The sequence below is a fragment of the Halorubrum trueperi genome, from assembly GCF_042662525.1.
GTDB classification, from domain to species: Archaea; Halobacteriota; Halobacteria; order Halobacteriales; family Haloferacaceae; genus Halorubrum; species Halorubrum trueperi.
Genome location: NZ_JBHSXI010000012.1, coordinates 480,557 through 506,356, shown reverse-complemented (window position 1 = coordinate 506,356; position 25,800 = coordinate 480,557). Strand labels below are relative to the sequence as shown.

The window sequence follows — 25,800 nt, the reverse complement described above, 5'->3', positions numbered from 1 at the left end:
GCGTATGAAGATCGCCGGACTCGCGAGCAACCGGGGACGGAACCTCAGACACATCGCCGACGTCGCACCGGGCGGCGCGGAGCTGTCGGTCGTCCTGACGAACCGCGAGCACGCGCCCGTGTTGGAGGCCGCGACGGAGCGCCGGATCCCCACCGAGGTCGTCGAGCGCGAAGAGGGCGAGTCGCGCGAGGCGCACGAGCGTCGGATCCTCGACCGGCTCTCGGACTACGACTTCGATATCGTCTGTCTGGACGGGTACATGCGCGTGCTCACCGACGAGTTCCTCGATTCGGCTCCGACGACGCTGAACATCCACCCGTCGCTGCTGCCGTCGTTCCCAGGCATGGACGCCCACGAGCAGGTGCTCGACGCCGGCGTCCGCACCACCGGCTGTACCGTCCACGTCGTCACCGAGGCCGTCGACGCCGGCCCGATCGTGACCCAGGAGCCAGTCCCCGTCTACGCCGACGACGACGTCGACTCGCTGAAGGATCGGGTGCTCCACGAGGCGGAGTTCACCGCGTACCCGCGGGCAGTCCGGTGGTTCGCCGAGGGGCGGGTGACGATCGAACGCGACGGGGACGAGAACGGCACCGGAGGGAAGCACGGCGTGAGGGGCGAGCCGACCGCGGTGACCGTCGACGGCGATTCGGGCGGTGACTTCCCCGAGCGACGGTTCGTCTCCGAGGAGCGCGCCGACACCCTGCGGTACGGTGAGAATCCCCATCAGGACGCCGCGCTGTACGCCGACGACGGCTGCGAGGAGGCGAGTGTCGTCGGAGCGCCCCAGTTGAACCCCGGCGCGAAGGGGATGGGGTACAACAACTACAACGACGCCGACGCCGCGTTGGACCTCGTCAAGGAGTTCGACGAGCCCGCGGCGGCCGTGATCAAACACACCAACCCCGCCGGCTGTGCGACGGCCGACGCGCTCGCGGACGCGTACGACCGCGCGCTCCGGACCGACGCCAAGTCCGCCTTCGGCGGCATCGTCGCCTTGAACCGCGAGTGCGACGCGGACACCGCGACCGCGGTCGCCGATTCCTTCAAGGAGGTCGTCGTCGCGCCCGGCTACACCGACAGCGCACTCGACGTGCTGCGGGAGAAGAAGAACCTCCGCGTGCTCGACGTCGGCCCGCTCGGCGAGGGCGACGAGCGCTTCGCCGAGCGGTTCACCGAGAAACCGATCGTGGGCGGGCGGCTCATCCAGGAGCGCGACTTCCAGTCGCCGTCCGTCGGGGATCTGGAGGTTGTCACAGCGCGCGAGCCGACCGACGAGCAGCTGGAGACGATGCTGTTCGCGTGGAAGACGCTCAAACACGTCAAATCGAACGGCATCCTCTTCGCGACCGGCACCGAGACCGTTGGCGTCGGCATGGGACAAGTGTCTCGCGTCGACGCCGTCACGCTCGCGGCGATGAAAGCCGAGAAGGACGCAGACGGAAAGTCCGCCGAGGGCGGGGTGATGGCCTCCGACGCCTTCTTCCCGTTCCCGGACGCGATCGAGGAGGCGGCCGAGGCCGGAATCGAAGCCGTGATCCAGCCCGGTGGTTCCGTCAACGACGAGGACGTGATCGCTGCCGCCGACGAACACGACATGGCGATGGCGTTTACCGGGTCCCGCTGCTTCCGACACGACTGACGGACCTCGGGCGCTGTCGACTATCCGGTAGCTGAAATATTTGTCCCGGTCCGTACCCATTCAGAAACATCGATGAGCGATTACGGGAGTAGGTATTGCAGACCGCCGCCATCGACGTGATATTTAAAGGAGCAAGCGCACGAACGACAACTGCTTTTAAATGAAGGAGGCTGTGCGGTGGCGCGCCTCCGAGTGCCCGGTAGGGCGCGAGGAGCCCGCGAGGGACGCCGCGAGCGAAGCGAGCGGCGAGGCTGGGGAGGCGTGAGGTGCGGTTGCGGTGCGAGGCGTGGTGGGGTTCAAAGGGGCAGTCGCCGGCGCTGTGCGCCGGCTGCCAGAGGCGCTCCGCGCCTCGCGGCTGGGGCTTTGGATGTGTTCACCGCGCCGTTAATCATGTATACGCATTCACCGCCAGAAACGCAGCAGTTCACCGCGCCAGCAACGATACATAAACAGCCGCCAGCAACACCACTCGATCACTTATAAACGACCACTCCAATCCAATGAGATCCCCACTCCTGCCATCGATCAAGGGGCACCGTTCAGCGGCCAACTGTTTCGGATAACATTCCTGAAAACACGATCTCAACGGAGCCGAATCTCGTTGTTTCCGACCGGAAGTCGAGTCACGCTTGCTGTTGGCCGGCGGCCGCGTCTGCGAGTCCGCGAGTCTGCGCGTCCGTCGTGTCCGTCGTGTCCGCGAGTCTGCGTTTCCGCGAGTCCGCGTCCGGATCAACATATTCACTATAACCCATCACAAACCGGGGTGTATGAGCACGGACGACGTCTCTCGGCGCACGTTCATCCGGACCGCCGGCGGGGCGGCCGCTGCCGCTGGCGCGGCGACGGCGACATCGGGGACGGCGGCGGCACAGGAGGAGCAGCCGGACTGGCCGAGCGGAGTCACCAGTGGGAATCTCGGCGAGTATTTGGACGCTCGCGGGGAGAGCGAGGTGACCGTGGAAGTTGGCGCGGGCGACGACGGACTCGCGTTCAATCCGACGCAGCTGTGGGTCAACACGGGCACGACGATCACGTGGGAGTGGACCGGCAGCGGCGGGAGCCACAACGTCGTCACCGTCGAGGGCGAGGCCGACCTCGACAGCGGCGACTCCGTCGACGAGGAGGGGTACACCTACGAGTACGAGGTGACCGAAGAGGACGCCGGCATCACCCACTACCACTGCGTCCCCCACGACGCGGTCGGCATGCACGCCGGCATCGCCGTCGGCGAGGACGTTCCCACCGTCGAAACCGGCGGCGGCGACTCGAACGCCGTGTTCGTCCCCCAGGGCGCTCGCGCGCTCGGCATCGCGACGTTCATCGCGATGGTGAGCACGCTCGGGCTCGCGTTCGTCTTCATGAAATACGGAGGTACAATCACCTCCGACGACGCGTGACGGACGGTAAGACGATCGCTCAGCAGGAGTAATCGGCACTCGCACCGCAACTGACCGCAACTGACCACAACTGACCGCGGCCGACCGCGACGCTGTCCGACTAGTTTTCACTCCTCGCCGATCACCGACCGGTACGCGTCCACGTGGCGGTCCAGCACCGCGCCGTGGTCGTAGTTCGAGAAATCGCGCTCGATCGAGCGGCGGTCGAGGTCGCCGGCCGCGACGAACTCGTCCGCGAGCTCGGCCGGGCTCGTGACGAGCCGCCCCCGCTCGCGACCCTCCACGAGCTCGTGCGCGCTGGAGTCCGCCTGATACTCGACGAGGGCGACGCAGCCGCACGCGAGCGCCCACAGCAGCTCCGTCGCGAACGTCTCCCACGTCGCCGTCGCCGCGACGACGTGAGTCCCCTTGAACAGCTCGACGCGATCGCGGAGCGGGAGCTCCCCGAGGAACGACACGCGGTCGTCGATACGGAGGTCGCTCGCCATCGACTCGATCCGGGCGCGTTCGGGGCCGTCGCCGACGACGGCAGCGGTCCAGTCGCGCCCGCGCAGCTCGGCGAGTCCCAGCAGGAACGTCTCGACGTTCGCGTGTCGGTCGAGCCGCCGGGAGTACACCGCGTCGAATCGGTCGTCGACGCCGGCCTCCTCGACGAGGTCGAAGTCGATGCTCTCGGGGACGACCCGGACGTCGTCACCGGCCGCGCCGTGCTCGCGGACGCGCGTCTTGGTGGTCCGCGAGGGCGTCGTGACGGCGTCGGCCCGCCGGGCGAGGAGCCGGTACCGACGCACGGCGTCCGCGGGGTGGTCGCGCCACCAATCGACGACGACCGGGGTCCGCGCGAGCGTCCCGGCGACCGTCGCGCCGACCCCCGGCGTCGGCGGGCTGTTGACCGCGTGGACGACGTTGGGAGACAGGCGACGGAGCGCGAGCGGGAGCCGCGCCGCGAACGCCGCCGGCGACGGCTCGGCGGTCACCGACCGGTACGAGATCCCGTCCTCCTCGAAGGTATCGTGGTCGCCGCCCCACCAGCGGGCGCAGAGCCACGTGACGTCGTGGCCGCGGTCGGCGAGCCCCGTTGCGGTCCGTCGCGTTCGAGTCCGAGCCGGCGTGTCGCCGTGGCCGGGGGCGAAAAGCGAGACGAACGCGACGCGCATACGCCCACCGGACGGCGGGACCGAATAAAAAGACACGGCATCGCCGCGCGACGGGACCGCTCGATCGGCGACGGTGACCTCTCCACCACCCGAAACGGTATGCCACCGCGGACGGAACTGCTCTACATGCACCGATACGACATCGAGCGGTACCTCAACGTGCGGAGCGCCGGCGGGGCGGATCTCGGTCCCGACGGGCGGCTCTCCTTCGTGTTGAACACCACCGGCACCGGACAGGTGTGGTCGCTCGGCGAGCCGCTCGGGTGGCCCGAACAGCACACGTTCTTCGAGGAGTCGGTCTCCTACGTCGACTCCTCTCCCGAGCGCGCCGAGGCCGTCTTCGGCATGGACGAGGGTGGTAACGAGCGCGCCCAGCTCTACCTCCTGAACTACGAGTCCGGCGAGATCACCGACCTCACCGCCCACCCGGCGGCGAAACACCGGTGGGGCGGCTGGGACGGCGAGGGCGATCGCTTCGCGTTCGCGTCGAACCGCCGCGACGAGGCCGTCTTCGACGTGTACGTGCAGGATCGGGACGCGACGGGCGACGATGCGGAGCTGATGTTCGAGGGCGACGGCTGGCTCTCCGTCGCCGGGTGGTCGCCGAGCGACGACCGCCTGATCGTCCACGAGGCGCACTCCTCGTTCGACCACGACCTGTACACTCTCGAGCTAGCCTCCGGTGACCTGTACCACCACACGCCGCACGAGGGCGACGTGCGGTACGGCAGCCCGGAGTGGGGACCGGACGGCGAGGCGCTCTACGTCGTCACCGACCGCGACAGCGACACGCTCCAATTGGAGCGGCTCGACCTCGCGACCGGCGAGTTCGCGGTCGTCGCTGACGGAGACGAGTGGAACGTCGACGGCGTCGCGATCCACGAGGAGTCCCGCCGCCTGGTGTACTCGCGCAACGTCGACGGGTACACCGAGCTCGCGGTCGGCGAGCTGGTCGAGCCCGACCGGATCGACCCCCTCCCAACCCCAGACCTTCCCGACGGTGTCGCTGGCGGCGTCAGCTTCGGGCCGGACGGCGACCGATTCGCGCTCACCGCCACCGGGAGCACTCACAACGCGAACGTCTACGTCGTCGACGCGACGACCGGCGAGACGGAGCGCTGGACCGCGGCCTCGACCGCGGGGATCCCGCCGGACACGTTCGTAGAGCGCGAGTTGGTCCACTATCCGACCTTCGACCGGCGAGAGATCCCGGCGTTCTTCTCCGTCCCGGAGACCGAACCGCCCGCGGACGGCTACCCCGTCGTCGTCGACATCCACGGCGGTCCGGAGTCGCAGCGCCGGCCCTCCTTCGGATCGGTCACGCAGTACCTGCTGAACAACGGGTACGCGGTGTTCGAGCCGAACGTTCGGGGGTCGTCGGGGTACGGAAAGGCGTACTCTGGGCTCGACGACGTCGAACGGCGGATGGACTCGGTGAAAGACGTTCGGGCCGGCGTCGAGTGGCTCCACGACCACCCCGAGGTCGACCCCGACCGCGTCGTCGCGATGGGCGGCTCCTACGGGGGCTTCATGGTGCTCGCGGCGCTCACGGAGTACCCAGAGTTGTGGGCCGCCGGCGTCGACGTCGTCGGTATCGCGAACTTCGTCACGTTCTTGGAGAACACCGGCGACTGGCGTCGCGAGCTGCGCGAGGCCGAGTACGGCTCGCTGGCGGACGACCGCGAGTTCCTCGAATCGATCTCCCCGATCAACAACATCGAGGCGATCGAGTCGCCGCTGTTCGTCCTCCACGGCGCGAACGACCCGCGGGTGCCCGTCGGCGAGGCCGAGCAGATCGTCGAGGAGGCACGCGAGCAGGACGTGCCCGTGCGTAAGCTGATCTTCGACGACGAGGGCCACGGCTTCGCCAAGCTGGAGAATCGCATCGAGGCGTACCGCGAGATCGTCGAGTTCCTCGCAGAGCACGTGTAAGGCGGATACTCGGATCGAGGGCTTGAATCGGTGCTAGCGGTCGCGGTCGGTTATTTATAAGCAGTTGACCGCAGATATGCGACGAACACCTCCGAGGCTCCAGTCGCTCATTTATAAATGATCGTTGCTGGCGCGGTGAACACCCACAAAGCCCCAGCCGCGACGACTCGGAGGCCTCGTTGCGCTCCTCGCTCGTTGCGCTCCGCTCACTCGCTGCGGTGCTTACTTCGGCCGCCGTCGTCCTCGCGACTGCCCCTTTGAGTCCCACCCCGCACCGCTCCGCACCGCTCCGCACAGCACCTCACACCTCCCCAGCCTCGCGGTTCGCGCTCTCCGAGCGCTCACCACATCCCTCGCGCGGTGCCGTCGCCGGCGGCTTCGCCGCCGGCTGCCAGAGGGACCGAAGGTCCCTCGCTGTTCGCGGCCTACCGGCCGCTCACGGGCACGCGCCACTGCAGTTCGTTTAAAAGTAAATTCTCGTTCGTCTACCAGTTCGGGCCGAAATTCGGGTTCAACTGTCGGTCGGTCCGGTCGAGCGCGTCGATCGTTTCCATATCCTCGGCGTCGAGATCGAGCCCGAGACTCGCCCAGTTGTCGGCGATGTGGTCCGCGCTGGTTCCCTTCGGGATGGCGGTGACTCCGGACTCGCGGAGCCACGCGAGAGACACCTGCGCGGCGCTGACGTCGTGCTTTGCGGCGATGTCGGCGATCGTCGGATCGTCGAGGATCTTCCCGCGGGCGAGCGGCGAGTACCCGACGAGCTCGATGTCGTTGGCGTCGGCGTACTCGCGCAGCTCCTCCTGCCGGAGCAGCGGGTGCATCTCGACTTGGTTCGCGAAGGGCGTTTCACCGAGCGCGTCGGTTGCGGCGTCGAGGTGCTCGGGCTCGAAATTCGAGACGCCGATCCGGTCGATCAGCCCGTCGTCGCGAAGCTCGGCGAACGCCGGCAGCGTCTCCGCCGGGTCGTACTCGCCGGCCGGCCAGTGGACGTACAGCAGATCGACGTACTTCGTGTCGAGCTTCTGGAGGCTCTCGCGGGTGGACCTCGCCACGTCCGCCGGGGAAAGCTGGTCGATCCACACCTTCGTGGCGAGGAACACGTCCTCGCGGTCGACGTCGGCCGCGGCGATCCCCTCGCCAACGGCCGCCTCGTTGCCGTAGATCTGCGCGGTGTCGACGTGGCGATACCCCGTCTCCAGCGCGGTCGTCACCGACTCCGCACACTGCGCGAGGTCGTCATTCTCCCACGTCCCGAGGCCGAGCACCGGCATCCCGCCGCGGGTCGGTACGTCGACGGACCGCTCTCGTGGTGACATATACGAACGTAGTCGCGTGAGCGGAAAATCCCTTGCGTTCGCGGCGCAACCGTTCCCGTTCTCGGGGCGAGCAGCGACGTCAGACGGACCGCGGAATCAGTCGTCCAGCAGTGCCCGCGAGGAGTTCGTCACGACGAGCAGGCTGGAGGCCCCCATCGCGAGCGCGGCGAAGAGGGGGTTGAGCAGCCCGGCCACCGCGAGCGGGATGGCCACCGCGTTGTAGAGGAACGCCCAGCCGACGTTCCCCTTCACGCGCCGGCCGGCGGCCCGTGACAGCTCGAAGACGGTCGCCACGGAGCCGAGGTCGTCGTCGACGATCGCCACGTCGGCCGCGTCGGCCGCCATCGCGGTCCCGCCGCCGAGGGCGACTCCGAGGTCGGCCGCGGCGAGCGCGGGCGCGTCGTTGGTCCCGTCGCCGACCATCACCGTGAGCCCGCTCGCCTTGAGCCGCTCGATCGTCTCCGCTTTCCCCGCCGGCGGGACGCCGGCGAACACCGACGAGACCGCGTCGTGCTCGCGGAAGACCGCGGCCGCGCGCTCGTCATCGCCCGTCAGGACGACCACGTCGACGCCCGAGTCGTCGAGCGCGGTCACCGTTTCCTCCCACCCTTCGCGCAGTTCGTCACCGACGACGACCATCCCCTCGGCCGCGCCGTCGCGACCCGCGGCGACGGGGACCCGACCGACGTCGCGCGCCGCTGCGACCGCCTCGCGGATCGCGTCCGGCACCGTCCAGCCGCGTGCATCGAAGAGGTCCGGGTGCCCGACCACGACCTCGACCCCGTCGACGACCCCGGTGACGCCGCGGGCGTGGCTCTCGAAGCTCTCGACTGCGATGGCGTCTCCGGCATCGGCGTCTGCGTTCGCCTCGTCGGTCCCGTCGGTCGCGTCCGCTCCGCCCGTCCCGTCCGCTCCCCCGTCGTCGGTCGTCGAGACCCCTCCGTCGGTGAGGGCCGAGTGAGCGGCGTCTCCTCCGCTCGCTTCCGACCGCGCCGCGGCGATGGCCCGGCCGACGGGATGCGCCGAGCGCCCCTCCAGCGCGGACGCGAGTCGGAGGAGATCGTCGTCGAGGTCGGCCGCCACGACCCGCATCTCGCCGGTCGTGAGCGTGCCCGTCTTGTCGAAGACGACGGTTTCGGCGTCGCGCACTCGCTCGAAGACGGTGTCGTCGAAGATCACGATCGAGCGTTCGAGCGCGTCGCGGATCCCCGCAGCGACCGCGAGCGGGGTCGCGAGCCCGAGCGCGCACGGACACGAGACGATGAGCACCGTGAGCCCGACGAGCATCGCCTCGGTCACCCCGTTGCCGAGCGCGAGGTTGGCGGCGGCCGCGACGACGGCGATTCCGAGAACGACCGGCACGAACACCGTCGCGAGCCGGTCAGCGAGCTTCTGGACGCCGTGGTTTCCGCTCTGGAGGTCCCAGACCAGTTCGGCGACGCGGTCGAGACTGGAGGTCGCGTCCGGGCCGACCGCGACCGTCAGCGACCCGTCGGCGACCACGGACCCGCCGACTACGGCGTCGCCGGGTTCCTTCCGGACCGGCATCGATTCGCCGGTGACGACCGACTCGTCGACCGCGGCGTCGCCCGCGACCGTCTCGCCGTCGACCGGGACGCGCTCGCCGGCGCGCACGAGCAGCCGGTCGCCCGGATCGAGGTCCTCGATGGCGACCGTCTCCGTGTCGCCGATTTGGGTGCCCTCACTCTCGACGCCGACCGCGACACCGCCCTCGTCGCCGTCTGCGACATCGCCCTCATCGCCACCTTCGTCGCCGTCCGCGACGCCGGTTGCGACGTCCTCCCCGCCGCCGACGATCCGCCGCGCCTCGTCGACCTGGACCGCGGTGAGGTCCGAGAGCAGTTCGGTCGCGCGCGTCTTGATCGCGTCCTCGTAGTGGTTGCCGACGGTGACGATCACGATGATCGCGACGGTCACGTCGTAGTAGATCGACGGCGACTCGACGAGGATCACCGCCAGCGTGCTGTAGAGGTAGGCGCTGACCGCCGCGATGGCGACGAGCAGGTCCATGTTCGGCGACCGCGTCTTCGCGCTGACGTACGCCCCCCGCAGTATCGGCTTGCCCGTGACGAACAGGACGACCGTCGTCAGGACTGCGATGACCATGAAAAAGTACGTCCCCGAGGCCGACGACATCGCCGCGTCGAGGTATTCCAACGTCCGTTCGTTATAAAAGGGGAACGCGAAGTACGTCGGGTAGATGATGACGATGTACTGGAGCATGATCGCCATCCCGACGAGCACGCCGACCGCGAGCCGCGCCGTGGCCATGTTGTCCGCCTGCCGGCGCGAGAAGGCGTCGTCGCGGGGGTACGCGCTGTAGCCGAGCCCGCTCACCGCCGCCGAGAGGTCGCCGGTGGACACGTTCTCGGGATCGTGGTCGATCCGCACCGTGTCCGTGACGTAGCTGGCGCTCGCGGCGCTGACACCCTCCGTCTGGGTCGCGACGGTCTCGATGAACGCCTCGCAGGTCGCACAGTGCATCCCGTCCACCTCGAGGAACGTTGCCTCGTGATCGGCGGGGATCTCGGTGTCGTCGCCGTCAGCGCACTTGTCGCCGTCGCCGCCGACTGCGTCACCCCCTCGGGCGGCCGCGTTCCGACGCTCGCGCACCGCATCGGCGTCGACGTCGGCGTCACCGAGGGCCGCGTACACGTCCCGGCAGCCGGTACAACAGAAGCGATTGCCGTCGTCGTCGACAACGTCGACGCCGTCGGTCGGGAGCTCACAGAGGGTGCAGGCGTCGTCACCGCCGATGGCGTCGTCGCCGACGGCGGCCCGCACGGTCACATCCCTCCGTGACCGCCCGCCCCGGCGACGTCCAGCGGGTTCCAGAACGGGAGGCTCGGGTGCGGCACGTGGATACCCACTGACATCAGCCCGTGCGCGAACAGTACGTACCCGAGCGCGACGAACGCGACGCCGAGCAGTCGGTGGACTCGGCGGCGGTGGACCGCGTCGACGCTCTCGATGACGGTGCCGTAGAGGAACACCGCGGGCATCGTCCCGACGCCGAGGGCCGCGAGCGCGAGCCCCCCGCTGACGGCCGAGCCGCTGGCGAACGCGTACAGGTACGCCGGGTAGAGGATCGGGCACGGCAACAGCCCGTGGACCGCGCCGAGCCCGACGATTCCCGGGCCGTTCGCGAGCCGGTCGACGTGTCCGGTGAGCCAGCCGGTGACGCGCTGGAGTCCCGGGAGATGCACCCCGCCCGTCGCGCCGCCGAGGAGGTATCTGATCCCGACGACGATCACGGCCGCGCCGACGCCGAGACCGACGACGCCGCGGACCGCCTCGGCCGCGCCGGTCAGCGTCGCGGTCGTGACGAGGACGAACCCGCCGAGCGCCCCGAGCGCGGCCCCGATCACGGTGTAGCTCGCCGCGCGCCCGAGGTTGAACAGGGCGTGCTGACGGACCTCGTAGGTGGTCAGGTGACCGCGGCGGCCGTTCGTGCGGGCCGTTGTCGCATCGGCGGTCGCGTCGGCGACAGTCGCGTCGGCGGTCGCGTCGGCGGCGGTCGCACCGGTCCCGCCGTCGGTGCGCTCGCTCTCGCCTCGCATTCGTCCGGCGTACACGGTGACGAGCGGGCCGCACATCCCGATGCAGTGCGCGCCGCCGAGCAGCCCGATCGCGAGAAACAGCAGGACGTCGGTCCCGAGGAGTGTCGATGCGACCATGGGGAGATTATCGACGGTTCGAGTCGCGCGGAGTAATGCGTTTCGTCGCTCTCGACGGGCATCGCCGCTCGCGGGAGTCCCTTCGCCGTGGGGCCACCGTCCTTCGATTTCGTCTCACGTCACTCCTCCACGGTCACGGTCCCCACCATCCCGCCGTCGAGGTGGGGGATACAGACGTAGTAGTGCTCTCCGGGGACGGTGAACGTCTGGGAGAACCGATCACCGTTTTCGAGCGCGCCTCCGAAGTCGCTCTGCCACGCAACGCGGGCCGCGTCGTAGTCGTCGTATCCGCCGGACGCGAAGTACGCAGCGCCGTCGGGGAGCCTGCGAGCGGTGACGGTGTGCGTCCGCGAACTCGTGTTCTCCCAGACGACGGTGTCGCCGACGGAGATCGTCAACGACGCCGGGCGGAAGCCGTCGGCGACCATCCCGATGTCGTATCCCGGATCGCCGCCAACGCCCGAGCAACCGGCGAGCGCGGCCGTCACTCCGACGCCGGTTCCGGCGGCTCCCGCCCGTCGGAGGAACCGTCTGCGGTGCATACCCCACGTGAGGGGCTCGGTCGGTTTAATCTCGCGGTTCGACCCATCGAGTGAGAATCGGTCCGAGCACCGCCAGCGACACTATTCCGTACGCCGCCAGCGATATCACATCGCACGCCGCTAGCGATACCGCATCGCACGCCGCTCGCGACTCGAAAGTACGAGCGTTTTTGTACCTCGGGGATGTGGTTGTGTTCCGTGAGCGAAATACTGCCGGTGATCACCGCCATTCTGGGCATCGGCATCGCACTCCAGGTGATCTCCTCGCGGTTGCAGGTGCCGAGCGTGCTCTTTCTCATCGTAGTCGGCGTCCTCATGGGGCCCGAGGGGCTCGGATTCGTCACGTCGGCGACGTTCGGTGACGGGCTGGCGACGGTCGTCGGCCTCTCGGTCGCGGTCATCGTCTTCGACGGCGCGTTCCACCTCCACCGCGACCGGCTCTCCGACGCGCCGCGGACTATCACGACGGTGGTCACGCTCGGCGCGCTCGTCATGTTCCTCGGAACGGCGGCCGCGGTCCGGCTGTTCGTCGCGGACGACTGGGGGATCGCGCTGCTCATCGGCGCGCTGCTCATCGCGACGGGGCCGACCGTCATCACGCCGATCCTCGAAGTGGTCGACGTTCGCGAGCACGTCGCCTCCACGCTGGAGGCCGAGGGCATCTTCAACGACGTGACCGCGGCCGTGCTCGGGATCGTTGTGTTCGAGACGGTGGTGCTCGCGAGCGAGGCGGCGATGCTCCCGGGAGGCTTCCTGACGCGGATCGTCTCCGGAGTGGGCGTCGGCGCTGTGGTCGCGGCGGCCGTCTACGTCATCGTCGTGAAACTCGACTCGCCCGGGGTCGACGCGAAACGCACCGTTCGGCTCGTCACGCTCGGCGGGGCGTTCGTTTCGTACGGGCTCGCGGAGGCGATCTCCCCGGAGACGGGCGTCGCCGCCGCGGCCGCCGCCGGAATTCTGCTCGGGAACGTCGACGACCTCCCTCACCGCGAGGAGGTGTCCAGCTTCGGCCGCGATCTCACGCTCATCGCGCTCGCGTTCATCTTCATCTCGCTGGCCGCGCTGATCGACTTCGACACGGTGATCGGCCTCGGTCCGGGCGGAATCGGCGTCGTCGTCGCGGTGACGCTCGTGATCCGTCCGGCCGTCATGTTCCTATCCGCCCGCGAATCGGCGTTCACGCGGAGCGAGCGATTCTTCTTGAGCCTCGTCGGACCGCGCGGGATCATCCCTGCCTCGGTGGCGACCCTGTTCGCTATCGAACTGCAGGAGGCGGGGCAGTTCGACGCGGCACAGACGCTCGCCGGGACCGTCTTCCTCGTCATCTTCATCACGGTCGTGTTACAGGCGGGCCTCGCGAGGCAGATCGCGGACACACTCGACGTGCAACCAATGAAAACCATCATCGTCGGCGGGGGCCGGGTCGGCCGGACCCTCGCCAAACGGCTGGAGAACCGGGGCGAAAACGTCGTGATCCTCGACCGCGATCCGGAGGCGGTCGAGGAGCTGCAGCGCGCCGATCTCCGCGCGGCCGTCGGCGACGGAACCAGCGCCGACGCGCTCGAAGCGCACGGTGCCGAGAACGCGAAACTGCTCGTCGCGGCGACGCCGGACGACGACGCGAACCTGCTCGTCTCGCAGCTCGCCCGTTCCACGTTCGACGTCGAAACGGTCGTCGCGCGCGTCAACGACCCCGACAACGTCGAGGCCTTCGAGACGCTCGACGTCCGCGCGATCGACGTCTCCTCGGCGATGGCGTGGTCGCTCGACAACGAGATCGAACGCCCCACGCTGAGCCACTGGATGAACCAGATCGGCGATGGTCACGACGCTCAGGAGGTGACGATCACCGCCGAGACGTTCGCCGGCGAGACGATCACGGACCTCGCGGCCGAGATTCCCAACAGCGTGCTGATCGCGGTGATCGACCGGGATGACGACACGTTCGTCCCCCACGGCGACACGACGCTACGGGCCGGCGACCGCGTGACGTTCCTCGGCGACACCGAGGACGTGGAGACGGCGATACGGCGGGTCCACCCGCACGAGTGAAGCTTTCGCCGCCTGTCGAGCGGAGTGAGGACGCCGCCCCCCGCCGAGAGAACAGAGCTAAACCCGCGGCGGCGGTGATATCGGACATGAAACAGGCCATCGTCGCCCGGACGGACATCGGCATGGGCGAGGGGAAACTCGCCGCGCAGGTCGCGCACGCGTCGCTGTCGGCGTACCAAGACGCGGGGCGACGCGCCCGCAAGAAGTGGCAGGGTGAAGGACAGAAGAAGGTCGTCCTCAAGGGGGACTCCGAGAGCCAACTGTTCGAACTGGCCGACAAGGCTGACAAGGAAGGCCTCCCGTACGCGATCGTTCGCGACGCGGGACACACCCAACTGGAGCCCGGGACGGTCACCGCCCTAGCGGTTGGGCCCGCCCGCGACGACAGCATCGATCGCGTGACCGGCGACCTCTCGCTGTATTAAATGCCGGGACTGTACGCGCTCCGCGAGGCGCACCCGACCGAGCGGACGGTCGGCATGGCGTACTACGTCAGCGACGCCGACGGGATCGGCGGTCGCCTGCGCGACTCTCCCGAGGACTTCCGCGTTCGCGAACTGGAGGCGTTCGACCCGGAGCCGCTCGGCGCCGACTGGGGGGGCTACCCCGAGCTCGTCGTCCGCGTTACCCTCCGGGACTGGGACACCAACGACTTCGCGCGTCGGATCTCAGACGCGCTCGGGATCAGCCGCGAGCGCGTCTCCTGGGCCGGTACGAAGGACAAGCGAGCGGTCACCACGCAGCTGTTCACGCTCCGCGAGGTCGACCCCGACGATCTCCCCAAAATCAGCGGCGTCGAAATTGAACCTCTCGGCCGCGCCGGTCGGCGGCTCTCATTCGGCGACCTCGCGGGCAACGCCTTCGAGATCCGGGTCGCTGACGCGGTCCCCGAGGCCCCGAAGCGCGTCGCGGACGTCGTCAGCGACCTCCGGGCGTTCGCGGGCGACGGAGACGCGGAAGCCGACGAGAACACGCAAGACGACGATCCGGCGGCTTCCTCGGGAGACGTGACGGACGCGACCGCGGGCATCCCGAACTACTTCGGCCAGCAGCGCTTCGGGAGCCGTCGTCCAGTGACGCACGTCGTCGGCCTCGCGATCGCTCGCGGCGACCCTCGCGAAGCGGTCCGATTGTACGCCGGAAACTCCGCCGAGACCGAGCCGGACGACACTCAGGCAGCGCGCGACCGAGTGGACGCCGCGTTCGGAGTAGGGGAGACCCCAGCGGGCTCGGCCGCCAGCGACGAAACGGAGCGCGACAGTACCAAAACGGCGGGCGACGGCGACGGCGACTGGGACGCCTGCCTCGACGCGATCCCCGGAAAACTCCGGTTCGAGCGCTCCATGGTTCACCGGCTTGCCGAGCGCGACGTCGACCCGGGTGCGCCGCCCGATCACGACGACTGGTGGCACGCGCTGGAAGCGGTGCCCTCGAACCTCCAGCGGCTGTTCGTCAACGCGGCGCAGTCGTTCCTCTTCAATCGGATACTGAGCGAGCGGCTCCGGCGCGGGATCCCGTTTGACCGCCCGGTCGCCGGCGACACGGTGTGTTTCGCTGACAGCGACGCCCCGGACGAGCTGTACGCGCCCGATATGGACCGGCTCCAGCGCGTCGATGCCGATCGAGTGTCGATCGTCTCGCGCCACTGCAAGCGCGGTCGAGCGTTCGTCACCGCGCCGCTCGTCGGCATCGATACCGAGCTCGGCGACGGCGAGCCCGGTGAGATCGAGCGTGAGGTCCTCGACGAGGCCGGAATCGAGCCCGGTGACTTCGACCTCCCGGGCGACTTCGACTCGTCCGGGACCCGGCGGGCGATCCTGTTGCGAACCGATCTCGACGTGACCTTCGAGTACGGCGATCCGCGGTTCGCGTTCGCACTCCCGAGCGGCTCGTACGCGACCGTGTTACTCCGGGAGTTCTCGAAGAGCGGACCGCTCGACCTCTGAACGATCCGCGTTCGTGGGTAATACGGTGAATGAACCGATCAGAAACCACCACGATACTGCGACCCGTTCCGAGCCGTTTTTGTGCCGGAGCCGTAAATTGACGGTATGACCAGGATCGTCGTCATCGACCTCCACGGCCAGTTCACGCACCTCGAACGACGCGCGCTCCGCGACGTCGGCGTCGACACCGAGATCATTTCGGCCGACGCGCCCGCCGCCGAGGTCGACGCCGACGGAATCGTCCTCTCGGGCGGTCCCGACATGGACCGCGTCGGCAACGCGTCGGACTACCTTGATCTGGACGTGCCCGTCTTCGGGATCTGTCTCGGGATGCAGCTCATCGCGCTCGAACGCGGCGGCGAGGTCGGCGGCGGCGACTACGGCGGCTACGCCGACGTCGACGTGGCGATCGTCGACGATGAGGACCCGCTTGTGGGGTCGCTCGCGCCCGAAACCCGCGTGTGGGCCTCTCACGCCGACGAGGTGAAGTCGCTCCCGGACGGATTCACGCGAACCGCGACTTCGGACGTCTGTGGCATCGAAGCGATGTCGAACGTCGGCGAGGACCTGTACGGCGTCCAGTGGCACCCGGAGGTCGCTCACACCGAGCGCGGCGAGGAGGTATTCGAGAACTTCGTGGCGATCTGCGAGTCGACCTGACTGATCCCGCTTCACTCCTCCTCTAGCGACCGTTTCACGCCCCCATCCTTCGATTCACTCTCGAAGCCGGGCCGTCAACACCGGTGCCTGGCTGTGTCTCACGACGCGCTCGGCGACCGATCCGGCCGCGAGGAACCGGCCGAGCCCCGTCCGACCGTGGGTCCCCATCACGATCAGGTCGACGCCGTAATCGCCCGCGGCGTCGAGGATCTCCTCGTGCGGCCGACCGCGTCGGAGGTGCCGTTCGACCTCTATCTCCCGCGCCGCGCCACCCTCGGCGACGGCGTCGAGCGCGCGCTCGCCCCGCTCCTCCTCGCGCTCGACGACCATGTCCCACTCGCTCGCGCCTGCGACGCCCTGATCCACGACGAAGAGGACGTGGATACTCGCGTCCGCCAGGTCGGCGAGGTACAGAGCGTGGTCGACGGCGGCGTCGCTCCCGGCGCTCCCGTCCGTCGGGCAGAGTATTGCGTCGTACATGACGGTGCGACGCACGCACCGTTCGGTGTTAACAGTTCGCAGAACATCTGTCGCAGAACATCTGTCGCAGAACATCTGTCGCAGAACATCTGTCGCAGAACGTCGGTCGCGGAACGTCGGTCGCAGAACATCTGTCGCAGAACATCTGTCGCAGAACGTCGGTCGCGGAACGTCGGTCGCAGAACGTCGGTCGCGGAACGTCGGTCGCAGAGTGGCGATCACGGAATGTCGGTCGCAGAATCTCTGTCTCACTTTGGCCGCCGACAGCCCGCAGATGTCCCGTCTCACTCGCCCACGCGCCGTCTCTCGTTAACGCAGCCGCGCCAGTCAGAGCCGGTATCGTCGGACGTGATCGGTGCCGCAGCTCGGACACTCACGCCGGTACTCGACGGTCGCGCCAGAAGTAACCGCCTTCCACCCGCCCTCCTCGTCGACGAACCCGCACTCCTCGCAGGCGCGGGACCGCCCGTCGAGCCGCGCGCGAAGGCGATCGAACGCCGACGTGCCGCCGTAACTGGATGACATATGGTACCAGTACACAATAACACGATTAATAATTATCGGTGTTCGGAGGGGGAACGCAGACCCGAGCTCCGTCGCTCACGCTGTGAGTGATCCGCCGTCGCGATCGGTGGTTCGTCGCGGATCGGCCGCTATCGGTCCGCAGAGCGTCGTTTAAAAGACGACGAGTCGCCCGCGCTCACTCGTCGAACAGCTTGTCGACCGCCTCGCCGGCTGTCTCGGCCGCTTCGTGGGCGACCGCGTCGGGGTCGGGGTCGTCGGGCGCGTTCAGGTACACGTCAACGTCGAGCACGCCGTCCTCGAACGTCACCGTGACGTCGAGGTCTTTCACCGCCGACTGGTCGTAGTGAGCGAAGACGACGCCCTCCGCCGCCTCCGCGGCGGTGTGAACGACCTCGTCGTCGCTCGGTTCGTCGCCCGTCAATTCGTCGCCCGCCGATTCGTCGTTCATTTGTTCGTCGCTCATCGCCGCGTTACGCGCCGCCCGCGCCCGGACCGCCCGGTCCCATCGGACCGCCGCCAGCGCCGCCCTGGAGCATCTGCTGGAGCTCGCCCTGGAGGTCGTCGAACTGCTCTTCGACGCGCTCCTCCTGCTTTTCGAGCTGTTCGGCGCGGACCTCGAGGGAGTCGACCTTGTTCTCGAGGTCGGCGTAGGCGGACTCGTAATCCGTCTCGACGAGAACCTCGCCGATCTCGCGGTACATTCCGGCGTCCTCGTCGACGTCTTCGAGAGCGGTGAGAGCCGTCTTCGACTCGTTGAGCGCCGTCTGCGCCTGCTCTTTCTGCTCTGCGACCTGTTGTGCGGTCTCCTGCAGCTCCTGCAGCTCCTCTATCTTCTCCTGTGCCTCGGGCGGCATGTTCCCTTGCATGGTCGGAACGAGGCGACCCGGACGGAAAAACCCCCGACTTCTATCTCGATGAGAGAAACAGCGAGTAGAGCGAGTATACGGCAAGAAAATGGCAGATCTGCGATTCTTTCGAGACTGCTCGCGGCTACCTTGCGGTTACTCGCGATCGCGGTGGGTCCCAGTCCGTTCACCGTCACGGTCGCCGGTCGCGTCGCCGCCTCGGCTATCGGTCTCGTCGCCGCCTCGGTCGTCGATCCGTTTGCCGGCTCGGTTGCCGGCTCGATCCCCGACCCGTTCGGCGACTTCGACGAGCCGCGTCCAGCTGTTGATCCCGGCTCGGAGCGCCACGAGATCGTCGGCGGCGATCCGGACGTGGACGGCGTCGCCGTCGCTGGAGACGGTCGCGACGGAACGGGCATCGTCGATTTCGCCGACTTCGGGAGCCAGCGCGTCGCCGACGAGGCGAGCGCGCCGCTCGGAGGGATACCGAAACGAAAGCACCGTGTCGTGTATGCGCGTCGCCGTCACGGTCGCTGTGGGGCCCGAACGCCTACTCGACGTTGACTTCCTTCATGCCGCCGCCGCGCTCTTTCAGGAGGACGCGGTGGCCGCAGTACGGACAGCGCACGCCGCCGTACTCGTCGAGGGTTACGTCGCGCTTACAGCGGGAGCACTTGTAGCTCATCTGCCTACTCCTCGTCGGCGAGCGCGGCGCGGATGGAGCGCCGGACGGTTCGACCGCCGGGCGTCTCGGGGCGGTAGGCCCCGCCGGTGAAGGTTTCGCCCGTCTCCTCGTTGACCCAGATGCCGGTGCCCTTGCGCGTGACGTCGTCGCCGTCGACGGTGGCGTTCTGCATCTCCTCTTCGATGTCCTGGACTCGTTTGCGGGAGACCCGGCCGTAGCGAGCGCCGAATCGGCCCGCACTCCCGGTGCTTCGTGCCTTGTCCTCAGCCATAGTGAGTTCGTCTACCGCCAGCGCGGGTAAAAAGGCTACGAGTCGAAGGCGTCGACGCCGCCGTATCACGAGACGATCGACCGTGTGAGACGGGGTGTCACGGATCGCCGCCGGCAACGTGGTATTTACCCAAACGACCGCGAGATCGCTGGCGGCGACTGCTTATAACTGAACGTGGCGGTGGCGTCGCCGGCGGCTCCGCCGCCGGCTGCCAGAGGCGTGAAGCGCTCGCTTGCAGTCGGACGTAGTCCGGCGACAGCGAACGCTTCGCTCTCGCTCTGCGCCTCCGAGCGGCCGGAGGGAGCGAGGAGCCCGCGCGGCTGGGGCTTTGAAGGCGGTCACCACTCCAGCACCGATATATACCCAACCGACTGACCGATTGCGATCTGAGACCGCGTACTCGCCGCCCAAATCTGTCATCTGACTATCATTGTCCCCACGACTTCCGGCCTAGACCGCAACACCTTTCACAACCAAGTAATATCACTAAGTTGTATGCACGGATTCGACGGATTCAGCGACGTGAGCGAGACCGACGTGACGAAGGCGATCGGGAACGAGTGGACCGACGGCTTCCTCGATTTCACCGAGTCGGACGTCATCATTCTCGGCGGCGGGCCGTCGGGATTGATGGCTGCCAAAGAACTGGCGGAGCGCGGCGTGAAGGTGATGATCGTCGAGAAGAACAACTACCTCGGTGGCGGATTCTGGCTCGGCGGGTTCCTGATGAACACGGTGACGGTCCGTGACCCGGCCCAGGAGATCCTCGACGACCTCGACGTCGACTCCGAGCCAGTCGAGGACGTCGACGGGCTCTACACGGCGGCCGGCCCCGAGGCCTGTTCAGGGCTGATCAAGGCGGCCTGCGACGCCGGCGCGCGAGTCCAGAACATGACGGAGTTCACCGACCTCGTCGTCCGCGAGGACCACCGCGTCGGGGGGATCGTGATGAACTGGACGCCGGTTCACGCGCTCCCGCGAGAGATAACCTGCGTCGACCCCATCGCGGTCGAGTCCGACCTCGTTATCGACGCGACCGGCCACGACGCGGTCGCGATCAGCAAGCTCGACGAGCGGGGCGTCCTCTCCGCGCCCGGGATCGAACACGCGAAGGAGCACAACACCGGAATGGATCAGACGGGCGACGATCAGTACGGTGCGCCCGGTCACGACTCGCCCGGCCACGATTCGATGTGGGTCGGCGAGAGCGAGGACGCCGTCGTCGAGCACACCGGCGTCGTCCACGACGGCCTGATCGCCTCGGGGATGGCGGTCGCGACCGCCCACGGACTCCCGCGGATGGGTCCGACCTTCGGCGCGATGCTCGTCTCCGGGAAGCGCGCCGCGCAGGCCGCCCTCGACGAGCTCGGCGTCGACGAGCCCGCGGTCCGCCTCTCCGCGGGTAGCGAGCCCGCCCCCGCCGACGACTGAGGCGACGACTGGGGCGACGACGAGCGAGCCGACGACGCGCTCGTTCCGCTCCCCGATGACGCGCTTTTTCGGCTCCCCCGACGACGCGCTTATTATTCTCGTTCTCGGAATATTACCCATGTACTGGCGGGGACACGTGGGTATCGCCCTGATCGCGTACGCCCCGTTCGCGGCGGCGGCCCGCGCCGTCGGCGAGCCCGAACTGGCGGCCCTCGGCGGGGCCGTCGCGATCGCGCTCTCGACGCTCCCCGACGTCGACCAGCGGCTCCCGGTCTCGCACCGCGGCCCGACGCACACGGTCGCGTTCGCGTTGGGCGTTGGGGCGTCGACAGCGATCGCGATGGCCCTGGTCGCCGGGGCCTCCGCGGGCCTCCCGCCGTGGTCGCCCGCGTTCCTCGGCACCGTCGCGACGGTAGCGCTCTGCTCGCACCTCGCCGGCGACGCGATCACGCCGATGGGAATCCGTCCGTTCCGCCCGTTCCGGAACGCTCACGTCACCTTCGATCTAATCCCGGCGAAGAACCCGCGCGCGAACCGGCTGTTTCTCGGAACCGGGACCGCCGCGGCGGTGATCGCGCTCACGCTCTGATCCAATTCTGCGCGCTCACGCTCTGACCCGATCTCCGGACGACGGCGACGTGCTCGAGATTGCCCCGATCTATCATGAACGTTCACTCGCCCCCGACTCAACCGTGTGCTTTTTTCCGCCCTTGCGCCGAACCGGGCGATATGCGAAACGCCAAGATCGTCTGTACGATCGGCCCGGCGTCGGACGACCGGGACACGATCCGCGACCTCGCCGACGCGGGGATGTCCGTCGTCCGACTGAACGCCAGCCACGGGACGACGGCGCACCGGGAGACGGTCATCGAGCGCGCTCGCGAGGTCGACGCGGCCGTCGACGACCCCCTCGCGGTGATGGTGGACCTGAAGGGACCCGAGGTCAGGACCGCCGAGATCGACGACCCGATCTCGATCGCCGATGACTCCGAGGTCACCTTCGCCGAGGGCGACGACGCCACCCCCGACCGCGTGGGCCTCACCCACTCGATCGCGGCCGCGGGGCCGGGCGACACCGTCCTCCTCGACGACGGCCGGATCGAGTGCCGCGTCGAGCGCGTCGAGGGCGAATCGGTCGTCGCGACCGTCGTCTCCGGCGGGACGCTCGGCTCGCGGAAGGGAGTGAACCTCCCGGGCGTCGCCATCGACGTCGACCTCATCACGCCGGAGGACGAGGCCGAACTCGACCTCGCGGCGCGAGCGAACGCCGACTTCGTCGCGGCGTCGTTCGTGCGCGACGCCGACGACGTCTATCGGATCGCGGACGAACTGGAGGCCCGCGGCGGCGACCACATCCCGATCGTGGCGAAGATCGAGCGGGCCGGCGCGGTCGACAACCTCGACGGGATCGTCGACGCCGCCGACGGCGTGATGGTCGCGCGCGGCGACCTCGGCGTCGAGTGCCCGCTGGAGGACGTACCGGTGATCCAAAAGCGGATCATCCGACAGTGCGTCAACGCCGGCGTGCCCGTCATCACGGCGACGGAGATGCTCGACTCGATGGTCTCCTCCCGCCGGCCGACCCGGGCTGAGGCGTCCGACGTCGCGAACGCGGTCCTGGACGGGACCGACGCGGTGATGCTCTCGGGCGAGACCGCCATCGGTGACAACCCCGTCAACGTCGTCGAGACGATGGATCGGATCGTCAGGCAGATCGAGTCCAGCGAGGAGTACGCGGAGACGCGCGAACAGCGCGTCCCGACCGCGGCGGAGGGGTCCCGAACCGAGGCGCTGGCGCGCTCCGCGCGCTACCTCGCGCGCGACATCGGCGCGTCGACCGTGGTCGCCGTCTCCGAGTCGGGCTTTACCGCCCGCAAGACGGCGATGTTCCGGCCGGGCGTTCCCGTCGTCGCGACGACGCCGAACGACCGGGTCCGCCGACAGCTCGCGCTCTCGTGGGGCGTTCGTCCCGTGTTGACGGAGTACGCGCACGACATGGAGACGATCCTCGACAACGCGGTCGACGCCGCGCTCGACATCGGTGGGGCCGCCTCCGGCGACACGCTCGTCGTCCTCTCCGGCATGCTGACCGAGTTCGAGGGGACGAACACGACGAACACCCTCAAGGTTCACGTCGCCGCCGAGACGCTGGTGACGGGGAAGGCCGTGGTCGCGGGTCACGTCGCGGCACCCGTGTACCGGACCGATGACGGGGATCTGAGCGAGGTCCCGGAGGGGTCCATCGTCGCGCTCGGACCGGGGTTCGAGGGGGAGTTCTCGGGCGACCTCGACGCGCTGGCGGGGATCGTGGACGCCCGCGCGGGGATGACCGGCTATCCGGCCGTGGTCGCCCGCGAGCTCGGCGTGCCGATGGTCTCGGGCGCGACGCTGCCGGAGCGCGTGACCGACGGGACCGTTGTGACTCTCGACGGCGAGCGCGGGATCGTCTACGACGGCGACGTGATCGCGGCGGCGCGGAAGCGATAGACCGACGGACGGCCACTCGTTGGCGACCTGGAATTTAAAATGGCGAGTGCTCTGGCGGCGACTGCTTTTAAATGAAGGATGCGGTGCGGTGGCGCGCCTCCGAGCGGCCGGCAGGCCGCAAGTAGGGAGGGACCGAAGGTCCCTCTGACAGCCGGCGGCGGAGCCGCCGGCGACAGCCCGCGAGGTCGCCGGCGGCGAAACCGCGGGCAATTGGGGTTTTGGAAGTGTTCACTGCGTCGCCGACAGCAACGATCACGTATAAACAATTACCGCCAGAGACACAGCAGTTCACCGCGCCAGCAACGACATATAAACAGCCGCCAGCAACACCGCTCGCTCACTTATAACCAATCATGCCACAAGATCGACATACCCACTGCCGAAATCCTTCAAGAGGCACCGTTCAGTGACCAACTGCTTCGGGTAAGATGATAACTAAAAAAAGAAGATTGCAACAGCGCCTGTCTATCCACTCACCCGCCAGCCATTTATCGCCGACCCGTCTACTCACGGGTATGAGCGAGGACCGCGGCGACGGCGACACGCGCAGTCGGGCGAACCAGACCCGGAGCGCCGCCGCCGACGAGGAGGAACGCCAGTGGCGGTTCGCCGTCGACGACGTCGGTCCAGACGGGATCGTCGAGGACACGCACACGCCCGAGAGCGAGCCGATCGAACCCGAGTCGATCGAGGTCGAACACGCGGTCTTCGTCGCGCTCGGTGTCGCGCTCACGGTCGGCGTGTTTCTGTTCGGATTTTGACCCGACCACACCGTCACGCGGGTTCTGAACCGGCCACACCGTCACGCGGGTTCTGACCCGACCGCACCATCACTTATACCGACGGGCCCGTACGTCCGGACATGGATGTGCTCGCGCAGTCCGGATTGCTGGCTCCGGAGACGCTTCCCCTCCTGTTGCTGACGGCCGGGCTGTTGCTCTCGATGGCGGAGGCGCTCGCACCGGGAGCGAACTTCATCGTCGTCGGGATCGCGCTGATCGGGGCGGGCCTCGGCGGCCTGCTGCTGGCCTCGTTCGGGGTTGCCGGAGCGGGCCTCACGGTGATCATGGCGCTGTTGACGCTCGTCTTCGGCGCGGCCGCCTTCTACGGGTATCACGAGTTCGACCTCTACGGCGGCAAGGGCCAACAGCAGACGAGCGACAGCGACTCGCTGAAAGGGAAGACCGGCACCGTCACCGAGGCGGTCACGACCGCCGGCGGCGAGGTCAAACTCTCCGAAGGGGGGTTCAATCCGTACTACTCCGCGCGCTCGATCGAGGGGACGATCGAGGAGGGCGAAGAGGTGATGGTGGTCGACCCCGGCGGCGGCAACGTCGTCACCGTGGAGTCGATGGGCTACGTCGAGGACGACATCGACGCGGAACTCGCCGCTGACCGCGCCCGGAAGGAGGCCCGGCGGAGCGACGAGACTGAATCCGAATCCGACGCCAGTGCCGAATCCGCCGACGAGAGCGACGCCGACGCCAGTGCCGAATCCGCCGACGAGAGCGACGCCGACGCCAGTGCCGAGTCCGACGTCGAGACAGAGCGTGAGTGACCTCGGGAACCCGCCTCACAGACCCAGTTCGCGCCCGAGCACGACGTGTTGGATCTCGCTGGTTCCTTCGCCGATCTCCATCAACTTCGCGTCGCGGTAGAAGCGCTGCGGCGCGAAGTCTGTCGTGTAGCCGTACCCGCCGAGCGTCTGGACCGCCTCCTCGGCAACCTCTCGGGCCGCCTCGCTCGCGTCGAGCTTCGCCAGCGCCGACTCGCGGGTGACGGGCTCGCCGGCGTCGTACGTCGCGGCCGCCCTGTGCGTGAGCAGCCGGGCCCGCTCCGTCTGCCGGTGCATGTGAACGATCTTATCGCGGATCGCGTCGAACTTCGCGATCGGCCTGCCGAACTGCTCGCGCTCGCCGGCGTAGTCCTTGGCGGCCTCGTAGGCACCCTGTGCGAGCCCGACGGAGAGCGCGGCGATTGAGATCCGACCGCCGTCGAGCGTCTTCATCGTCTGCGTCCATCCCTCACCCTCCTCGCCGAGCAGTCGGTCCTCGGGGATCCGCACGTCGTCGAGCAGAATCTCGCAGGTCGGCGAGCAGTTGAGCCCCATCTTGTCCCAGACGGTCGCAATCTCGAACCCGTCGTCGGACTCGGGATCGACGATGAACGTCGAGATCCCGTCGTATCCCGCGTCGGGGTCGGTGACGGCCTTCACCAGCACGCTGTCGGCGACGTTCGCGTTCGTGATGAACTGCTTGGTGCCGTTCAGCACGTACTCGCCGGCGTCGGCGTCGAACTCGGCGGTCGTGTCCATGTTCGACGCGTCAGAGCCGCTGCCGGGCTCGGTGAGCGCCCACGCGCCGATCCCCCCGCCCTCGACGAGGGGGCGGAGCCACGCCTCCTTCTGTGCGTCCGTGCCGAACAGCTCTATCGGCTTCGCGCCCAACGATGTGTGGGCCGCGTACGAGAGGCCGATCCCGCCGGAGACGCGACCGATCTCCTCGGTGACGAGCGCGTACATGAGCTGGTCGCCGCCGAGCCCGCCGTACTCCTCACCGATCGGCACGCCCATCATATCGAGGTCGGAGAGCGCCGCGAACACCTCCTCGGGGAACCGGTGCTCGTCCTCGATCTCCTGGGCGATCGGCCGGATCTCCGCCTCGCAGAACTCGCGCACCGTGTCGCGTATCATCCGGTGTTCGGCGGGTACCTCGAAGTTCATGGGCAAGAATTG

Annotated in this window: 24 protein-coding genes and 1 pseudogene; 12 read left to right on the top strand and 13 right to left on the bottom strand. The window is 68.3% G+C overall.

What is annotated here, in order from left to right; genetic code table 11:
• Positions 1–4 precede the first annotated feature (4 nt).
• Both purN and ACFQEY_RS12980 read left to right on the top strand, forming a co-directional pair.
• Entirely contained in the window at positions 5–1,642 is a 1,638-nt protein-coding gene (gene purN, locus ACFQEY_RS12985; RefSeq protein WP_379769202.1) for a phosphoribosylglycinamide formyltransferase, read from the top strand.
• 767 nt (positions 1,643–2,409) lie between these two features.
• Positions 2,410–3,039, top strand: coding sequence for a halocyanin domain-containing protein (locus ACFQEY_RS12980; protein WP_379769200.1), 630 nt, complete (start codon positions 2,410–2,412; stop codon positions 3,037–3,039).
• Positions 3,040–3,146: 107 nt separating this feature from the next.
• Here the strand turns inward: ACFQEY_RS12980 and ACFQEY_RS12975 are convergent, their stop codons facing one another.
• Positions 3,147–4,196, bottom strand: coding sequence for a glycosyltransferase (locus ACFQEY_RS12975; RefSeq protein WP_379769197.1), 1,050 nt, complete (start codon positions 4,194–4,196; stop codon positions 3,147–3,149).
• 126 nt (positions 4,197–4,322) lie between these two features.
• Here ACFQEY_RS12975 and ACFQEY_RS12970 point away from each other — a divergent pair, with 126 nt between their 5' ends.
• On the top strand, positions 4,323–6,128 hold the full coding sequence (locus tag ACFQEY_RS12970; protein WP_379769195.1) for a S9 family peptidase: 1,806 nt from the start codon (positions 4,323–4,325) through the stop codon (positions 6,126–6,128).
• Between the two features lie 485 nt (positions 6,129–6,613).
• Here the strand turns inward: ACFQEY_RS12970 and ACFQEY_RS12965 are convergent, their stop codons facing one another.
• From ACFQEY_RS12965 to ACFQEY_RS12950, 4 genes are all read right to left on the bottom strand, one after another.
• Positions 6,614–7,399, bottom strand: coding sequence for an aldo/keto reductase (locus ACFQEY_RS12965; RefSeq protein WP_379769282.1), 786 nt, complete (start codon positions 7,397–7,399; stop codon positions 6,614–6,616).
• 141 nt (positions 7,400–7,540) lie between these two features.
• Positions 7,541–10,249: a heavy metal translocating P-type ATPase gene (locus ACFQEY_RS12960; RefSeq protein ID WP_379769280.1), complete on the bottom strand. Its 2,709-nt coding sequence runs from the start codon at positions 10,247–10,249 to the stop codon at positions 7,541–7,543.
• Positions 10,250–10,251: 2 nt separating this feature from the next.
• Positions 10,252–11,142 carry a sulfite exporter TauE/SafE family protein gene (locus ACFQEY_RS12955; protein ID WP_379769193.1) on the bottom strand — a complete coding sequence of 297 codons (891 nt, stop codon included), beginning with the start codon at positions 11,140–11,142 and terminating at the stop codon, positions 10,252–10,254.
• Between the two features lie 119 nt (positions 11,143–11,261).
• Positions 11,262–11,684 (bottom strand): cupredoxin domain-containing protein, encoded by a 423-nt coding sequence (locus tag ACFQEY_RS12950; protein WP_379769191.1) that lies wholly within the window; start codon positions 11,682–11,684, stop codon positions 11,262–11,264.
• 183 nt (positions 11,685–11,867) lie between these two features.
• Between ACFQEY_RS12950 and ACFQEY_RS12945 the strand changes: the two genes are divergently transcribed.
• The 4 genes from ACFQEY_RS12945 to ACFQEY_RS12930 all read left to right on the top strand — a co-directional run bounded on the left by ACFQEY_RS12945 (position 11,868) and on the right by ACFQEY_RS12930 (position 16,342).
• A complete protein-coding gene (locus tag ACFQEY_RS12945) occupies positions 11,868–13,736 on the top strand; it encodes a cation:proton antiporter domain-containing protein (RefSeq protein ID WP_379769188.1) in 1,869 nt (622 codons plus the stop codon).
• Between the two features lie 86 nt (positions 13,737–13,822).
• On the top strand, positions 13,823–14,161 hold the full coding sequence (gene pth2, locus ACFQEY_RS12940) for a peptidyl-tRNA hydrolase Pth2 (RefSeq protein WP_379769185.1): 339 nt from the start codon (positions 13,823–13,825) through the stop codon (positions 14,159–14,161).
• Positions 14,162–15,682 (top strand): tRNA pseudouridine(13) synthase TruD, encoded by a 1,521-nt coding sequence (gene truD, locus ACFQEY_RS12935; RefSeq protein ID WP_379769183.1) that lies wholly within the window; start codon positions 14,162–14,164, stop codon positions 15,680–15,682.
• Between the two features lie 105 nt (positions 15,683–15,787).
• Positions 15,788–16,342, top strand: a complete 555-nt coding sequence (locus tag ACFQEY_RS12930; protein WP_379769181.1) for a GMP synthase subunit A — start codon at positions 15,788–15,790, stop codon at positions 16,340–16,342.
• 54 nt (positions 16,343–16,396) lie between these two features.
• Here the strand turns inward: ACFQEY_RS12930 and ACFQEY_RS12925 are convergent, their stop codons facing one another.
• From ACFQEY_RS12925 to ACFQEY_RS12895, 7 genes and pseudogenes are all read right to left on the bottom strand, one after another.
• A complete protein-coding gene (locus ACFQEY_RS12925) occupies positions 16,397–16,822 on the bottom strand; it encodes a universal stress protein (RefSeq protein ID WP_379769179.1) in 426 nt (141 codons plus the stop codon).
• 327 nt (positions 16,823–17,149) lie between these two features.
• The gene (locus ACFQEY_RS12920; RefSeq protein WP_379769177.1) at positions 17,150–17,347 is read right to left on the bottom strand and encodes an HVO_0649 family zinc finger protein; all 198 of its coding nucleotides are present in this window, start codon (positions 17,345–17,347) and stop codon (positions 17,150–17,152) included.
• A gap of 175 nt (positions 17,348–17,522) precedes the next feature.
• Positions 17,523–17,810 (bottom strand): DUF3194 domain-containing protein, encoded by a 288-nt coding sequence (locus ACFQEY_RS12915; RefSeq protein WP_379769175.1) that lies wholly within the window; start codon positions 17,808–17,810, stop codon positions 17,523–17,525.
• 7 nt (positions 17,811–17,817) lie between these two features.
• Positions 17,818–18,201 carry a prefoldin subunit beta gene (locus tag ACFQEY_RS12910; protein WP_379769277.1) on the bottom strand — a complete coding sequence of 128 codons (384 nt, stop codon included), beginning with the start codon at positions 18,199–18,201 and terminating at the stop codon, positions 17,818–17,820.
• 276 nt (positions 18,202–18,477) lie between these two features.
• Positions 18,478–18,720: pseudogene (locus ACFQEY_RS12905) on the bottom strand (KEOPS complex subunit Pcc1); the annotation flags it as partial.
• A gap of 22 nt (positions 18,721–18,742) precedes the next feature.
• The gene (locus ACFQEY_RS12900) at positions 18,743–18,877 is read right to left on the bottom strand and encodes a DNA-directed RNA polymerase subunit P (RefSeq protein ID WP_007998131.1); all 135 of its coding nucleotides are present in this window, start codon (positions 18,875–18,877) and stop codon (positions 18,743–18,745) included.
• Between the two features lie 4 nt (positions 18,878–18,881).
• Complete coding sequence (locus ACFQEY_RS12895) at positions 18,882–19,148, bottom strand: eL43 family ribosomal protein (RefSeq protein ID WP_008004716.1); 267 nt, start codon at positions 19,146–19,148, stop codon at positions 18,882–18,884.
• A 495-nt stretch (positions 19,149–19,643) separates the two neighbouring features.
• On the opposite strand from ACFQEY_RS12895, the gene ACFQEY_RS12890 reads away from it, so the two are divergent.
• From ACFQEY_RS12890 to ACFQEY_RS12870, 5 genes are all read left to right on the top strand, one after another.
• Complete coding sequence (locus ACFQEY_RS12890) at positions 19,644–20,579, top strand: sulfide-dependent adenosine diphosphate thiazole synthase (protein WP_379769172.1); 936 nt, start codon at positions 19,644–19,646, stop codon at positions 20,577–20,579.
• Between the two features lie 118 nt (positions 20,580–20,697).
• On the top strand, positions 20,698–21,168 hold the full coding sequence (locus tag ACFQEY_RS12885; RefSeq protein ID WP_379769170.1) for a metal-dependent hydrolase: 471 nt from the start codon (positions 20,698–20,700) through the stop codon (positions 21,166–21,168).
• Between the two features lie 140 nt (positions 21,169–21,308).
• Positions 21,309–23,066 (top strand): pyruvate kinase, encoded by a 1,758-nt coding sequence (gene pyk / locus ACFQEY_RS12880; protein WP_379769168.1) that lies wholly within the window; start codon positions 21,309–21,311, stop codon positions 23,064–23,066.
• Positions 23,067–23,581: 515 nt separating this feature from the next.
• Positions 23,582–23,827 carry a DUF7312 domain-containing protein gene (locus tag ACFQEY_RS12875; protein WP_379769166.1) on the top strand — a complete coding sequence of 82 codons (246 nt, stop codon included), beginning with the start codon at positions 23,582–23,584 and terminating at the stop codon, positions 23,825–23,827.
• A gap of 101 nt (positions 23,828–23,928) precedes the next feature.
• The gene (locus ACFQEY_RS12870) at positions 23,929–24,624 is read left to right on the top strand and encodes an NfeD family protein (protein WP_379769164.1); all 696 of its coding nucleotides are present in this window, start codon (positions 23,929–23,931) and stop codon (positions 24,622–24,624) included.
• Positions 24,625–24,639: 15 nt separating this feature from the next.
• On the opposite strand, the gene ACFQEY_RS12865 is transcribed toward ACFQEY_RS12870, so the two are convergent.
• On the bottom strand, positions 24,640–25,788 hold the full coding sequence (locus tag ACFQEY_RS12865; RefSeq protein ID WP_379769162.1) for an acyl-CoA dehydrogenase family protein: 1,149 nt from the start codon (positions 25,786–25,788) through the stop codon (positions 24,640–24,642).
• Positions 25,789–25,800 lie beyond the last annotated feature (12 nt).